Source organism: Bifidobacterium favimelis (genome assembly GCF_037963085.1).
Classification (GTDB): domain Bacteria; phylum Actinomycetota; class Actinomycetes; order Actinomycetales; family Bifidobacteriaceae; genus Bombiscardovia; species Bombiscardovia favimelis.
This window is the reverse complement of sequence record NZ_JBANDZ010000003.1, coordinates 125,201-140,371: the sequence shown is the minus strand read 5'-3', so window position 1 is coordinate 140,371 and position 15,171 is coordinate 125,201. Positions and strand designations below refer to the sequence as shown.

Annotated in this window: 10 protein-coding genes; 2 read left to right on the top strand and 8 right to left on the bottom strand. The window is 64.6% G+C overall.

Going from position 1 to position 15,171, the window contains the following annotated elements; translation table 11 throughout:
* The first annotated feature begins 387 nt into the window (after nt 1-387).
* Entirely contained in the window at nt 388-1,143 is a 756-nt protein-coding gene (locus V6584_RS07815) for a Sir2 family NAD-dependent protein deacetylase (RefSeq protein WP_340470017.1), read from the top strand.
* Between the two features lie 120 nt (nt 1,144-1,263).
* On the opposite strand, the gene V6584_RS07810 is transcribed toward V6584_RS07815, so the two are convergent.
* From V6584_RS07810 to V6584_RS07790, 5 genes are all read right to left on the bottom strand, one after another.
* A complete protein-coding gene (locus V6584_RS07810; RefSeq protein ID WP_340470018.1) occupies nt 1,264-3,729 on the bottom strand; it encodes a bifunctional alpha,alpha-trehalose-phosphate synthase (UDP-forming)/trehalose-phosphatase in 2,466 nt (821 codons plus the stop codon).
* Between the two features lie 302 nt (nt 3,730-4,031).
* Nucleotides 4,032-5,942, bottom strand: a complete 1,911-nt coding sequence (locus V6584_RS07805; RefSeq protein WP_340470020.1) for an alpha-glucosidase — start codon at nt 5,940-5,942, stop codon at nt 4,032-4,034.
* Between the two features lie 133 nt (nt 5,943-6,075).
* Entirely contained in the window at nt 6,076-6,894 is an 819-nt protein-coding gene (locus V6584_RS07800; protein ID WP_340470116.1) for a carbohydrate ABC transporter permease, read from the bottom strand.
* A 139-nt stretch (nt 6,895-7,033) separates the two neighbouring features.
* Entirely contained in the window at nt 7,034-7,894 is an 861-nt protein-coding gene (locus V6584_RS07795; RefSeq protein WP_340470118.1) for a carbohydrate ABC transporter permease, read from the bottom strand.
* A gap of 164 nt (nt 7,895-8,058) precedes the next feature.
* Nucleotides 8,059-9,321 (bottom strand): ABC transporter substrate-binding protein, encoded by a 1,263-nt coding sequence (locus V6584_RS07790; protein ID WP_340470021.1) that lies wholly within the window; start codon nt 9,319-9,321, stop codon nt 8,059-8,061.
* Between the two features lie 314 nt (nt 9,322-9,635).
* On the opposite strand from V6584_RS07790, the gene V6584_RS07785 reads away from it, so the two are divergent.
* Nucleotides 9,636-10,919 (top strand): ROK family transcriptional regulator, encoded by a 1,284-nt coding sequence (locus V6584_RS07785; RefSeq protein ID WP_340470022.1) that lies wholly within the window; start codon nt 9,636-9,638, stop codon nt 10,917-10,919.
* Here V6584_RS07785 and V6584_RS07780 read toward each other — a convergent pair.
* The 3 genes from V6584_RS07780 to V6584_RS07770 all read right to left on the bottom strand — a co-directional run bounded on the left by V6584_RS07780 (nt 10,853) and on the right by V6584_RS07770 (nt 15,068).
* On the bottom strand, nt 10,853-13,159 hold the full coding sequence (locus V6584_RS07780; RefSeq protein WP_340470023.1) for an alpha-galactosidase: 2,307 nt from the start codon (nt 13,157-13,159) through the stop codon (nt 10,853-10,855). The two genes, V6584_RS07785 and V6584_RS07780, sit on opposite strands and share 67 nt — an antisense overlap.
* A 240-nt stretch (nt 13,160-13,399) precedes the next feature.
* A complete protein-coding gene (locus tag V6584_RS07775) occupies nt 13,400-14,380 on the bottom strand; it encodes a ketopantoate reductase family protein (RefSeq protein ID WP_340470024.1) in 981 nt (326 codons plus the stop codon).
* 151 nt (nt 14,381-14,531) lie between these two features.
* On the bottom strand, nt 14,532-15,068 hold the full coding sequence (locus V6584_RS07770; RefSeq protein WP_479688742.1) for a nucleoside deaminase: 537 nt from the start codon (nt 15,066-15,068) through the stop codon (nt 14,532-14,534).
* Nucleotides 15,069-15,171: the final 103 nt, after the last annotated feature.

The window sequence follows — 15,171 nt, the reverse complement described above, 5'->3', positions numbered from 1 at the left end:
CGGAAGACATCGGACTGGCAATCAAAAAGCTATAAAGTAGCACAAACACGCTCTTGAGTTCTCAAACCACCACCACACTGAACGGCTTCGGGACACCCGAAGGCAATCCGTCGCTGCCAGGCAGCAAAAGAAGAGCTTAGCAACTCCCCCTCAACAGCGCAACTCGACCCTTTTTGTCTTCTCGTAGAATCCCGTAAACAAAGGGTTTCTTCGGCGTGTCGAACGTGACATACAACAAGGATTCCTATGCCATTCCTTCCCCTGACACCAGGTCCGGGAACGGCAGAAAACCCCGGCCCGGGCGTTTCCCCTCGCTCCAGGTTGCCCCTGGAGGATAGAAGGCGTAGCGGTGGGGGCCGGGCCCGTCCGACATGGTAAGACTGAGGCATGAGCAAGAACATAGCCGTATTGTCCGGGGCCGGGATATCCACATCGGCAGGCATCCCGGACTTCCGAGGACCGGACGGGGTCTGGACCAAGCATCCGGACCAGATGAGCGTCTACGACATCGACCTCTTCATGAGCGACAAGGAGCAGCGCGAGTACTCCTGGCGGTGGCAGAAGGAGTCGCCTGTGTGGAAGGCGAGGCCGGGCGAGGCCCACAAGGCCCTGGTCAGACTGGAGAAGGCGGGGATGCTCAGCCTCCTGGCCACCCAGAACTTCGATGCCCTCCATGAGAAGGCCGGCAATTCGGACGACGTGATCGTCAACCTCCACGGCACGATCGGCACCTCCCACTGCATGTCCTGCGGTGCCGCCTACAAGACGGCCGACATCATGGACAGGCTGGACGAGGAACCGGATCCCCACTGCAAGCGCCGACTGCCCTACAAGGGGAACATGCCGTGCGGGGGGATCATCAAGACGGATGTGGTCTACTTCGGCGAAGCCCTGCCGGACGGGGCCATGGAGAAGAGCATGCGGCTTGCGGCCGCAGCCGACGAATTCTGGGTGATCGGGTCCACTTTGGAGGTCTTCCCGGCGGCATCCCTGGTCCCGGTGGCCGCCCAGGCCGGCGTGCCGGTCACCATCATGAATCTGGGCCGGACCCAATATGACTCCCTGGCGACCAGGCTGATCCATGAGCCCATTCAGGACGCTCTGCCCAAGCTGGTCGACCAGACCATAGCCGCCGACCGGTAGACGGCCGGGGAAGGCAGACGGCAGGGACCGGCGGAAGCCGGCAGGGACGGCAGGGGGCTGGGCGTCCGGTCATCCCCCACCGATGCACGACAGGGAAGGACCGGGTCCGCCCCGGAGGGCTCAGGCCGAGGTCTCCCCGACGCTCTCCACACCCGGTTTGTCATCGGAACCGTATGGAACGCCTGCCGTCCTCCCGACGGCGGGCTGGGTCCCTGCCACCCCTGCGCCGAGGTCGGCCAGGAGCATGGTCACCGCAGCCGGGTCCAGTACCCGCAGGTGGGCTCTGGTCTGGCCAGGCCCCACCTTGATGGTCCAACCACCCTCGGGCATGACGGAGAACATGGTCTCGTCGGTCTCATCATCTCCCAGGGCCATCATGAAGTCGTAATCGCCGCTGGTGATGTAGGGAAGGACGGCCTGCCCCTTGCTGGTGGCCACCGGGGTGACCTCCACCACCTTGGAGTTCTCCATGATCATGAGCCCCAGGCCGACCACCACCCTCCTCAGCCTGCTGAGGAGACGTTCGCGCTCCTTGCCGGCCTCGCGAGCATCGCTCATGCGATAGTGCCAGGCCAGGGCGTCCGACTTGCTCTCCACGAAGGAGCCCTCGACCCGTTTGGCCGACTCCCCCATGATGGGACCGATGACCTTCTGCCAGGTCGCCGCGTCGGGCAGACCCTCCGCCCTCCGCCACCGGCCGTCCTCCCGACCCGGGCAGTCCCTGCTCCAGGCCCCGTGCTCGGCTATCAGGCCGAGCGGGAGGTCACCGAACCAACTCTGCATGATCTCGTGACTGCGACCCGAAACAAGGACAAAGTCCACGTTCGGGCTGGACCCCACCCGACGCAGGAGATTACGCAGGTCGTGGGTCGGCTTGGCCCGCTCCGGCCGGCGCACCAGGGGGGTGAGGGTGCCGTCGTAATCGCAAAGAACCAGGCGGCGCCTGGCCCGGTCCCACTGCCTGACCATCTCGTTGTGGTGGTCCATCCGCAACCTCCCCTGCGTCATGCCCGGCATGGAGACCTGCTTGAGGGAGTCCAGGAAGGAGTTGCACCAGTTCGAGGCCGTGCGGACCTTCAGCCGTGCCTGCATCTTGATGTTCCGCTGACGCGACTCCTCCGGACTGATCTCCAAAGCGTTGTGGAGGGCCTCACAGACCATGTCGATGTCATAGGGGTTGACGATGAAGGCATCGGTGAGCTCGTCGGCAGCCCCGCACATGTCCGAGAGGACCAGGGAGCCGGCATCCCCGTCATGGCAGGCCAGGTACTCCTTGGCCACCAGGTTCATCCCGTCTCTCAGGGGGGTGACGAGGGCCACGTCGCCGGCCGAATAGATGCCGCAGACAGGCTTGATCGACAGAGACCTGGTGATGTAGTGGATGGGGGTCCAGGCCAGGAGGGAGTAACGGCCGTTGATCTCACCCACCAGTTGGTCCACCTGGTCCTTGAGGATCTGGTAGGACCTGACGTTCTCCCGGGAGGGGGTTGCCAGGAGGTAATAGGTGACATGGCCTATCCACTCCGGGTACTTGTCCAGCATGGCCCCGAAGGCCTTGAGCCGCTCGGGCAGGCCTTTGGTGTAGTCGAGACGGTCCACGGAGACGATGACCTTATTGGACCGGGTCCCGACCGAGGATGCGGCCTGCCGGGCCAACGTGAGCTCGGGTATGTCCTCCTCTATGTGGTGGCTCCACCAATTGCCCTCCGAGGAGCTGGCCTCGAGGGCGGCCACCCCCTCGGCCTTGACGGAGTTCCGGTAACGGTGGCGGGGGGACTTGCCGCATACCTCGTCTATGCCCCTTCTCATGGCTCGGGCCAGGCCGGAACGGGCGGTCCGGCTGTACAGACTGTAGTCGATCCCTATGGGGAAGGCATCGATGGCCGCCCTGTGGCCTCCCGGCATTTCGACCACCCCGTCCCGGTCGACCTTGAGCTGTGGCAGGAGGCGGTGGACGGAGGCCAGGAAACTCGTCGAGAAGTCCACCGTGTGGAAGCCCACCAGGTTGGCCCCCAGGACCCCTTCGAGAATCTCCCGGCTCCAGGGCAGGGAGCGGAATATCTCGGCGCTGGGGAAGGGGACGTGGAGGAACCAGCCGATGGAGGCATCAGGGTAGCGCTCGCGGAGCATCTTGGGCAGGAGCATGAGGTGGTAGTCCTGGATCCAGATGGTGTCCCCCTTGCGGATCAAAGGCTCCACCACCTGGGCGAACCGCATGTTGACCTTGCGGTACATGTCCCAATCATCCTGTTTGAAGACGGCCTCGTGGGAAAAGTCGTGGAAGAGGGGCCATAAAGTGTTGTTGGAGAAGCCGGCGTAGTAGCCGTTCACCTCCTCCTCGCTCAGGAAGATGGGGATGCACCGCCTCTCCTTGTACGCCGCCTTGATATCGGCCAGTTCCTTGTCGGAGTAGCGCTTCGTGTCAATGCCGCTCCAGCCGATCCAAAGACAATCCCGATGGGACCTGTGGTAGGGGCCGATGGCCGTGGCCAGCCCGCCGACGTTCTGCCGCAGAGAGTAGGAGCCGTCCTGCTTGGCCTCCAGCGACATGGGCAGACGGTTGGAAACGATGATCAGACGAGACATGAGGCCCCACCCTCCTTGCCGAAGCGCCAGGCACAGGCCGGGCGGCCTGCCGGGGCCGGACCACCGACGCTCCTTGACCCGTCATGCCACCCGGTCGGACCTGCGTCGGGCAATCTGTTCATTCGACTGTGAAACATGGAAATAAATGACATATACCCCTTACTGTAGCCGTCCGTCCGAGAGTGCGGGGACGGACTTCCCGAAGGGCTCATCCTCCTACGGGGTATGCTGCGGCGCTCCAGGGCCCGGGACACAGGACCAGGAGACACAGGGCCGGGGAGCTCGGCAGCCGCCAGCGGATGTCACAGGCGGTAGACGCAGGCCTCCCAGGGGGAAAGGCGGCCGGTCAGGAGGGAGGCGGCGGTTTCCTCGGGTCTGCAGGTGGTGATGAGGACCCTGGCCGGGTCTATGTCCCCGGTCCCCATGGCGGTCATGCCTGAGGCGTCGACCCCCAGAAGGCCTGCGGTCTGGGCCGGCAGACGGGCCGACCCGCTGGACAGGTTGGCCACGACCAGGAGGCGGCCGGAGGGGGCCGCCTCCTCCGCCTTGGCTGCTTCGGGGCCGGGCTTGGCGCCCGGTCCCGGGTCCAGGGTCCGCGTGAAGGCATAGACATGTGGGTCGTCGGCATCCAGGAGGTCCCACCGGCCGGCCGCCACAACCGGGTCGGTGTGGCGCAATTCGATCAGTCGGCGGTAGAAGGCGAGGACGGAGTCGTCATCCCGCTCCTCAGCCTCGACATTGATGGTCTCATGGTTGGGGTTGACGGCCAGCCAGGGCTCCTTGGGGGCGTAGGAGGCGGTGAAGCCCGCATACTTGGTCGAATCCCACTGCATGGGGGTCCGGGCGTTGTCGCGGCTCATGTAGGCCAGGGCCTGCATCATGGAGTCCGCATCCTGGGCGTGGGCTTCATCGACCCGTTGATGGTAGAGGTTGATGGACTCCAGGTCGCGGTACTGGTCCAGGCGGGTGAAGCCGGCGTTGGTCATTCCCAGCTCCTCACCCTGATAGATGTAAGGGGTGCCCCGGTGCATGTGGAGAACCAGGCCCAGGGCCTTGGCCGACCTCACCCGAAGTTCCTCGGTGGAGGTGTCGCCCCAGCGGGAGACGACGCGGGGCTGGTCGTGGTTGTTGAAGTAGAGGCTGGCCCAGCCGGCCTCCTTGACCGCCTCCTGCTGCTCCGCCATGGCCCGCTTGAGCCTGGTGACCTCGAAGGGGCGGATCTGCCACTTGCTGGCACCCGTGTCGATGGTGGTCTGGCTGAAGAGGAAGAGCATGTCCAACTCCCCGTTGGCCGGATCGGTGATCATGGCATCCCGCTGGGCGGTGGCCCCGGGCGCCTCCCCCACGGTCAGGTATCCCTGACGGCCATCGAAGACCGCGTGGCGCATCTCCTTGAGGAACTCATCCAGACGGGGACCATCCATGCAGAAGGGGGCAGGACTGGAATAGCCCTCCTCACCCACGGGACCGTCCTCCAGGGCAGCGCCTTCCTCACCGGGCAGACGGCCCTGATCGTCGACCCGTTTGGAGATGAGGACGATCACGTCCATGCGGAAGCCGTCGATCCCCCGGTCCATCCACCAGTTCATCATGTCATAGACCGCCCGGCGGACGGCCGGGTTCTCCCAGTTCAGATCGGGCTGCTTACGGGAGAACTGGTGGAGGTAGTACTCCCCCCGCTTGGGGTCGTACTGCCAGGCCGAACCGCCGAAGTAGGAACCCCACCGGTTGGGTTCGGCCCCCGGGGTCCCCGGCTCATGGCCCGGCCTGGCCGGCCGCCACCAATACCAGTCCTCACGGCCGCCGGCCCGGTCACGCGAAGCCCGGAACCAGGCATGCTCATCCGACGTGTGGTTCACCACCAGGTCCATGACCACCCTGATCCCCCGGCGATGCGCCTGGGCCACCAGCTCATCCAAATCACCCAACGTGCCGAACATGGGATCGACCCGCCGGTAATCCGAGATGTCATACCCGTTGTCATCCTGCGGGGACCGGTAGACCGGACTCAGCCAGATCACATCCACGCCCAGGTCCGCCAGATAATCCAACCGCCGCGTGACCCCCGGAATGTCACCATAACCATCCCCGTTCGTATCCTGGAAGGAACGCGGATAGACCTGATAGACCACCGCATTGGCCCACCAAGGATTAGGAGTGGAACCATTGGTCCTGACGGCATCGGACAGGTGGATTCGTTGCTCAGTGGTCATGGTTCCCCTTCCGTGGAAACAGTGACAAACGGCGGTGTTCAACTTCCTCTTCCGAGTATATGGGTCGGCCGGGAAAGGACCGGCCGACCCGGGCCTTCCTTTCGCCCTGCCCCGTCACTCCCGTCCTGCTGCCTTACTTGACGGCCCCCCGCATGACCCCGCTGATGACCCACTTCTGGGAGAAGAGGTAGACGATCAGGATGGGTGCCATGGCCATCAGATAGCTGGAGAAGGCCATCGGGTAGTTGGTGGCGAACTGTGAACTGAAGACATACTGCGCAAGGGGGATGGTCTGGCTGGTCTGGTCCGTCAGGATGATCAGGGGCAGAAGGAAGTCGTTCCAGGCCCACAGGGCTGTGGTGATGGCGATGGTGGCGTTTATCGGGCCCATCAGGGGGAAGATGATGGTCCAGAAAATCCGCCAGGTGCCGGCCCCGTCGATCCGGGCCGCCTCCTCCAGGGCCTCGGGGATGGAGCGTATGAACCCGGTGGCGATGAAGAGGTTGGTCCCCAGGCCCAGGACCATGTAGAGGAGGATCAGGCCGACCACATTGTCCAGGTGCCAGCTGCCGAACTGCTTGGCCAGGGGGAGCATGATGACCGGGAAGGGGACGAACATGGCTGCGATGAAGAAGTAGTAGAGGAAGCGGAAGAAGCGCTTGTCCATGTTCCTGGCGATGGCATAGGCCACGAAGGTGTTGGTCAGCAGGGTCAGGACCACGGCGCAGACCGTGACGATGCCGGAGTTCAGGGCCGCCTTGGGATAGTTGACCTTGTTCCAGGCGTCGACGAAGTTGTGCCACTGCCAAGAGGAGGGCAGACCGAAGGAGCCGGCCTCGGCCGGGGTTTTCAGGGCGGTGACCACGGTGAAATAGAGGGGGACGAGGATGGTCAGGGAGAGAACGGCGATGGCGGCCGTCGCCCACCAGTTGATCCCGGAGAGCCTGTGCATGAGCCCCCCGCCCCTGTAAGGGTGGCTCTTCGGCGATGCAGGCCCGGAAGAGGGGTGCAGGACCGCACCTTCCTTCCCGGGAGAGGTCACCCCCGCCTGCCCGACATGTTCGAACCGTTCGATTGTGGAATCACTCATGTCAGATCTTCTCCCCTCTTCTCGAAATCCTCAGCTGTATGAAGGCGATCACGGCCAGGACGATGAAGAACAGCACGGCGTCTGCGGTCTGGTAGGCGTATTCCCCGCCGGTCAGGCCGCCCTTGTAGATGAGGTAGGTGACCGTCTCCGTCTTGGAATCCGGTCCGCCTCCAGTCAGGGCCACCACCTGGTCGAAGGTGTTGAAGGCGTTCTTCAGGGTCAGGACCAGATTGATCGTGAAGAAGGGACCGACCAGGGGGAAGGTGATCTTCCAGAAGCACTGCCATGCGTTGGCCCCGTCGATGGAGGCCGCCTCGTAGACCTGGGGGTCGATGGTCTGCAGACCGGCCAGGTAGATCAGGGTCGAGTAGGCCACACCCTGCCAGACCGCCAGGAAGACGATCGGGACCCAGGCATAGTGCTCGCTCGTCAGGAGGGACTGGGAAAGCCAGCCTATGTGGAGGGCCCGCCCCAGTTTCGGCAGTGGGGTCATGAAGATGTACTTGAACACGTATCCGATGACCAGGACCGACAGGGTATAGGGGATGAAGTAGATGGCCCTGAACCCCTTCTTGAAGGCTATCCTCCCATTGAGGACGACCGAGAGGAAGAGGGCCAGGAAGTTGGTCAGGACCGTGATCAGGATGGAGATCATGAGGGTGAAGAGGTAGGCGTGGCCCACCCGCCCGTCTCTGAAGATGGCCGCATAGTTCTTCAGACCGATCCAGGAGAAACGCCCGTAACCCTGGGAATTGGTGAAGGAGTAGGCCACACCCTGAAGGAAGGGGAGGTAGAGGAAGACGGCGAAGATGACGGCCGCCGGAATGGCCATCCAGTAGAAGGCCCTGTCGACCTTCCTCATGGAGAAAGCGTCGGGCTTGGGCTTCCTCCCACCGGGTGCGGCCGCCTTCACGGTCTTTCCCCCGCCGGAGGCAGGAACGTACCTGCCACCCGCCAGTGAGACCACGCCACGCGGCGGCCTGGAGACCGCCTGCGAACCTATATCTGTCATAGCCTTGCCTTTCATCATCGGAAGGTCCTTGCCTGGACCTTGTCCCACTCGGTCTGCATGGAGTCCGTGAACCTGCCCACATCCCCCGTGGTCACCATGGTCTGCAGGTAGCCGCCTATGTTGATGGAGGAGGGGATGTAGTGGTCGCAGAAGTCGGCCAGGCGGCCCTGGGTGAAGAAGGGGATGACCCCGTTCAGGGCGGGGTCTCCCGCCTCCACCTTCTTCAGGGGGACGAAGGCGGTTTGGGCCTTGGCGTAGATCCTCAGCTGTCCGGGGCTCATCAGGTATCTGATCAACCTCATGGCCTCTTTGGGGTGCTTGGTGTCGGCCCCCATCGTGAGCATGACGTCGTCGCCTGCGGTCAGCACCTGGGAGTCGGCATCATCATTGGCCGGCATCTGGGCGAAGCCCAGGTCGGCATCGGGGTTGATCATCTTGATCTGCGGGATGGCGTAAGTGCCCAGGGGGAGGATGGCGGCCTTGCCGGCGGCCATGTCCTGGGTCCCCTGTTGGTAGGTGACCCCCTTGTCCTCCTGGGCGTACTTGAAGAGCTCAACCTCACGCCGGGCGGTCTGGGTCCAGATGGTCTTGAAGTCAGTCCTCCCCCTGAGCAGGTCCGCGTAACGGCTCTCCGGCACCAGGGTGCCCGCCAGGGAGCTCAGGGGGGCCTGGGTGGTCCAGGCTTCGGACAGGGTCGCCTCCACGGGGGTGACACCCCTGTCCTTGAAGTGCCGGAGCATGGCCGTGAACCCGCTCCATGTGCGCGGCGGGTTCTCCGGGTCAACACCGGCCTTCCTCCAGACCTCCTTGTTGTAGATGTATCCGCTGGCATTGCCTGCGAAGGGGAGGCCATAGAGCCTCTTCTCCGATTGCTTGGTGGTCTGGACCAGGTTCCTGGCGATGGCCACCATCCCCGGGTTGAGTGTGGCGACCAGGGGATCGTCGGTGAAATCGTGGAAGACCCCGGAGGCGGCGAACATGCCGAAGCTGATGTCACCGTTGAAGGTGATCACGTCGGGCACCCGGTTCTTGACGAAGCGGGTGCGCAGGTCGGTCTGGGCATCGGCCGAATTGTTGATATTGACCCTGATGTCCGGGTTGTCGACCTCGAACTGGTGAATCATTTCCTTGAACTGGTCGGCCGCTTCGAATTTGAATTGGAAGAAATCCAGGGTGACCTTTCCCGCCCCGGCCTCCGCCTGCCCGCAGGCCGGCAGAGCCAGTCCAACAGCAACCGCCAGGAGGGCCGCAAGAAGGGCCTTGACCCTTCCGACCATCCCGGACGACCGCAGGAACCGGTGCGGCCGGTGCGGCCGGGCCGCCCTCTTCCCTGGATCCGTCGATGCTTGCGCGTGCTGCCTCATCGCTCACTCCTTCATCGCCCGTAGCGGGCACCCTCACCCGCTCACATGCCCCTCACCTTAGAAGGCGGCGGTTTTCATTCCCACCCCCGGCGAGTTCCTTGTTCACAGAAAGTAAATGGCTCTATCATGGGGTGAACACCCTTCACAGCGGGCGGGACAAGAGGGCGGACAGGCGGAATTTTCAGATGACGGGGTCCGGACCTTACATCCGCCGGATAGGAGCACTGATGGACAGGAAGACGTCGGGCGCCCCGGAGGGCCCTGAAGGCAGGAGGGCCGACCCCGCAGAGGCGGGCACCCCGGTCGGTACCCCTCCGGCCTGGTTCCGCGGTTCGCCTTACACGCACCGGGTGGCTGCGGACGTCATGCGCTACGGCCCCATTTCCCGCATAGAGCTGGCCCGGCAGCTCCACCTGACCCAGGGCGCGGTGTCACGGATGGTCAGCGATCTGATTCATCTTGGCGTGGTCTGCGAGACCAAGGTGCCGAGTGATGCGGGCAAAAAGGGCCGCCCCCAGCGCCCTCTGGCTATCCGCCGCCGATCGCGATCCTTCGTCGGAGTGAACCTGAGAGGCGATGCCGCCATGGCGACGGGTCTGAACGCGACCTGCCAACCGGTGGGCAGGGCCCACGAGGCCGACCTGAAGAACCGCACGCCAGCCTGTGTGGCCGAGACCTTGAACAGGGTGATCCGGGCCTGCCGGGAGGACATCCGGACGGCCGGCCTGCCCGAACCGGTCCTGGCGGGGGTCAGTCTGGGAGGAAAAGTGATCGATGGCAGACTGGTCACCTACGCCCCCTTCCTGGGTTGGGAGGAGGAGGTGGACCTTCCGGCCCTGCTGGCACCTGTCTGCCCGGTTCCCTGCCGGGTCTTCAACGACCTGGAGGCCTTGGCCACCTATGAGGTCTGGTTCGGCTCCGGGGTCGGCCTTGACCGGTTCGCCATGATCACCGTGGGCGCAGGCGTGGGGTACTCCCTGGCGGAGAAGGGGATGACCGTGCCCTCCCCCGACCAGGGACTGGGACTGATCGGCCACCTCCCCCTCGACCCCCTGGGGCCCGTCTGCCACCTGGGGCACAGGGGGTGTTCCCAATGTCTGACCAGTGGGTCCCTGGCGGAGCAGTACTCGCAGATCATCGGCGCCACGGCCCCCTTCGACCGGTTCGTGGCTGACGTGGAGGCCAGGATTCCCCAGGCTCTCAGCCTGCTCAACCTGACCGCCTTCCGCCTGGGCGTGCTGGTCTCCGTCGTGGCAGACCTTGCCCTGCCCGACAAGGTGGTCGTAGGCGGGGAGACCTCCTATCTGATGAAAATGGGAATCGAGGCCATGCGGCAGGGCATATCCTCGCACAGGCACAGCCAGATGACCCCCATACCCGTCGAAGTCCTCAACGACGACTGGGAGCACTGGGCCCGGGCGGCCGGCGCCCATGTCATTGCCGACTACCTGCTGGGCACCCCGGCCGACGGGTCCCCATCCTCCCTGACCGCCTCGAAGAGGACAGCCTGAGCGGGATTCAGCGACGGAGGTCGGATTCCGTAATCCTCCAGGGCCCGGCCGGGCATGACCACTCCCTCTCGGGACCACCAGAGGAGGGGTGAGGCCCCGTTGCCCTTCCCGTGGAGGTCGAGGCAGGGGGCGAGCGGGCGCAGACGGTAGTCGCAGGTCGGGTCCAGGCCCGGCAGGCAGACCGGTGCGACCGGATAAGTGACCGACGTGACCAGCTGGGTGAAGCGGTAGACGGCCGAGGACCGGTCAGGGGCGACCACCCCGTCAAGACGGACCGCCGGGTCCGGCGTATCCGCATGGACGACCCTCCCAGTGGAAAGGATGGGCCGGCGGACCCGGTACTCGTGAATCCACCGGGAAAGCTCGTCCACCTCTTCTTGGGGGACCTTGAGCAGGTCCCATTCCACCCCCAGGTGACCGAAGAAGGCCATGGCCTCCCTCATCTGCAGGCTGGTCGCCCTGCCCGTGGAATGCGCCGGGGAATCGCCCACATGCTCTCCGAGCATCTCGGGAGGGACCAGGAGTGACGTGTAGCGCTGGATGTCACAGCGCTCCACCGGATCCACGCAGTCGGAGACCCACACCCGGTCGGCGTACTCCAGGATGCCTGCGTCTATTCGGCCGCCGCCCGAGCTGCAGGATTCGATTTCCAGTCCGGGGTGACGGTCCTTCAGGTCACGCATGATCCGGTAGACGGCCAGGGTCTGTCCGTGGACGGCCGGCCTGCCCGAGGCGGGCGAAATCGCCTCGACCACGTACTTGTTGTGGTCCCACTTGATGTAGTCGATGCCGAGGGAACCGACCAGGCCGTCCATGGCATTGAAGACCCATTCATAGGCCGCCTGATTGGTCAGGTCCATCACCTGCTGGTGACGGCCCGGCATGGGCAGACGGCCGGGAGTCGGTCTGAGAACCCAGTCCGGGTGGGCGCGGAAGACCACAGAATCGGGACTGATCATCTCCGGCTCGAACCAGAGGCCGAATTCCATGCCCAACCCATGGATTGTGGCCGCCAGGGCCCCAAGACCGTGCTCCCCATCCGGCCACACGGTCTGGTCGACAGACCAGTCCCCCAGGCCGGACAGGTCGGAACGCCTGCCGAGGAACCAACCGTCGTCCACGACGAACCGTTCCACTCCGATGCGGGCGGCGCGCTGTGCGAGCGCAGCCAGCTTTTCGTACGAGTGGTTGAAATAGACGGCCTCCCAGGTGTTCAGGGTGACCGGACGGGGGTGGGTCGCAAAGGAGGGGTGGAGAGAGCGCAGGAAGGAGTGGAAGCGGTGGGCCACTGCGTCCAGCCCCTCCCCGCAAGACCCGTAGAGCCAGGGTGTGGAATACGCGGCCGGATCTTGACCCCCGCCGGCCGGGGGGAGCGTGACTTCTCCGGGCTGGAGTATCTCGGCCCCTCCGATGATTCCGCTGGTATACGGAAGCCGCTCGGCCGTCAGCCGGCCATTGCCGCTCCAGCCGAGGTGGGTGGCATAGACCCGTCCCGACTCGAAGCCGAATCCGATCCGGCCTGCGCACAGGAGGAGGGAGGAGTCGAAGTCGGGACGTCCCACCAGGCTGGACCGCTCCAGACGGCCAATCGTGAAGGGCTGGCGTTGGACGGAACGCTCGCGCAGGTGATGACCGGTGGTGGTCTGAATCTCAGCAGCAGAGGCCGGCAGGGGGAAACCCAGTTCCACGTAGCCCACTTCCAGGGGGAGACCGGGGTCCTCGTTCGAGACCGCCATCCGCTGGCGGACCAGACCGGAGTCCAGAATCTGGCAGCGCCAGGTCAGGCCGACCCCCTGCTCGCGGTCGGCGGCATGGACCACCAGGGTGGGGGCAGTCAGATCAGGGGCTGCGAAGTCGCTGACACCACCATCTTCCAGGCGCACCTGATCCACCGTGAACCGGCAGCAGAGGGCCATCCCGGCCCTCGACAGAACCAGACGGGACTCACCCGTCCACCCCTCCGCCTGAGTGGGCAGGACCGAGGGCCAGGGGGTCTGTTCCAGCCCTCCGGATACCTCCTGCGGGTGCAGGGTCTCATAGGAGTGGAGGAGGGAGGCCGGGTGGGTGAGGAGCCCTCCCCAATGGACCAGGCGGGGCAGGTCGTCACCGACCAGGAGCCAGGCCATACCCACATCCTCCGCCTGCATATAAATCAGGGCGAGTGGGAGGCCGTTCACCGACCTTCCCCCATACCGGGTGACTACCCGGCCTTCTTGCATGTCCTTGTGCGATCCGTCCATGATGCCTTCCCGTGGAGCAGGTTTCTTTTCAGCCCGTCGACTGCAGCCATGTTCCCAGTGGTCTTCGGACTCCAGTCATGATACGGATTGGGACTTTTCTTGTCCCGACGGTGCGTGTTATGTGTTCATGGCAAGTAAATCATCGGCCCTGGCCCCGGCAGCCTGGAGACAAGGAAGACGCCCGCCGCCAGAGTACCTGGGCGGAGGGCGTCCCGATGAGGAGGACCGACTGAAGGAGCCTCAGAGGGAGACGGCCCCGGCGGCCTCGTCCCGGTGTATCCGGAAGGCCAGCTCGGCCAGATGGACCCCATGGGTGAGGAACTCGTGGGTCCTGCAGACATAGTCGTGCTGTCGGCCGAGCTTGGCGATGTACCCGTTGATGTAATCGACCTCTGTCGCCCTGCCCCTGGTCAGATCCTGGTACATGGAGGGGTAGTGGAGGGGGTTGGAGACCCGGCTGACGTAATCGACCTCCTCCAGGGTGGTCTGCCTGGACTGGATCAGCTGCTTGCCGGCCCTCTCGCAGGCGTCATAGGCCTCGTTGATCAGCTGCTCGGCCATGGGCATGGCCCCGTCGTAGGAGATGAACTGTCCCATTGTGATCTGGTACATCGTGCAGATGGTGTTCACCACCGAATTGAAGATGATCTTGGCCAGACAGGTCCCTTCGAAGTTCTCGGTGACGATCGGGTTCATGTTGGCCGCCTTGAAGTCGGCCTCCATGCCCCGCTCCACCTCGGTTATCTCTTCGGTCATGGCGCACATGTGCATGGAGCCGGTCCCGGCCTTGCCGATGAAGTCCACATCGCCGGGCCCGTTGAGGACGGTTGCGATCATGGCCGTGCCGCCGTAGATGCGGTCCTTGGGGAAGTATCCGGCGATCCTGTCGAAGTGCCCCCAGCCGTTCATGGCCGAGAAGACGACCTGATGGGCCTTGAAAAGATGGGCGCAGCGGGAAAGCACCTCCTCCAGTTGCATCTGCTTGACCATGATGATCCATACGTCCGGATCGCCCTCATACTCTTCAGGGGTGTAGATCCTGATCGGGACCAGGTGTCTGCCCTCGTGGTCACGGGAGACGTAGACCCCGCCCTGGTCACGTACCTTGTCGACATTGATGTCCCAGGTGTCGACGAAATCGACATCCAGACCGGCGTTCTCCTGCAGGAGCACCCCATAGCGATAACCCATGGCTCCGGCGCCGATCACCGTATACTTCATTGACCCACCATCCCTCTCATTGTGCCGACATCACCCGGCCGACGGAACCGGGGGACGACCCCCGTCCACATGATGTACTAGGCAGTATGCAGTCGCTTGGCCTGCCAGGCCGCGGTCAGCTCACATGGTGGACAGAATCGGAGCGGAAGCCTCAGCGCCTTTCCTGGAAGAAACCTCTGAGAACCCGCGCGCATTCCTCCTGGCGGACACCGCCTATCACCTCCGGCGAGGGACCTACATGGGGGTCGCGCAGGATGTCCCAGACCGATCCGCAGGCCCCCATCTTGGGATCCCAGGCCCCGAAGACGACCCGGCCCAGATGACAGGACAGGATGGCCCCGGCACACATGGGACAGGGCTCCAGCGTCACGACGATGGTGCAATCCTCCAGGCTCCACCCACGTCCTTGAAGGGGCGGCCGGCCGGGAGGGGGGCATCGAAGGCCGGAAGACCGGCGGTATGTGGGGAGGTCACCCCGACCCGCCGAAGACCGCCCGCCGACCCCTGCCAGGCAGGCCTGCCGGATGGCTTCTACTTCCGCATGGGCGAGGGGGTCGCCCGCCGCCTGACGGCGGTTGAACCCCTCCCCCAGGACCGTCCTGTCGGGGCCGGGACCCAGCACCACGGCCCCGACAGGCACATCGCCGCCCTCCCCGGCCCGCCCGGCCAGGCGGAGGGCTGAGTCCATCGCTTCCTCCCACTCCTGATACACGTGCCCAGTCTGACAGGCCTGCCTGACAGGGATGCGGAGGAGGGGGCCCGTGAACGAGCCCGGAGAGGAAAGGGACCGC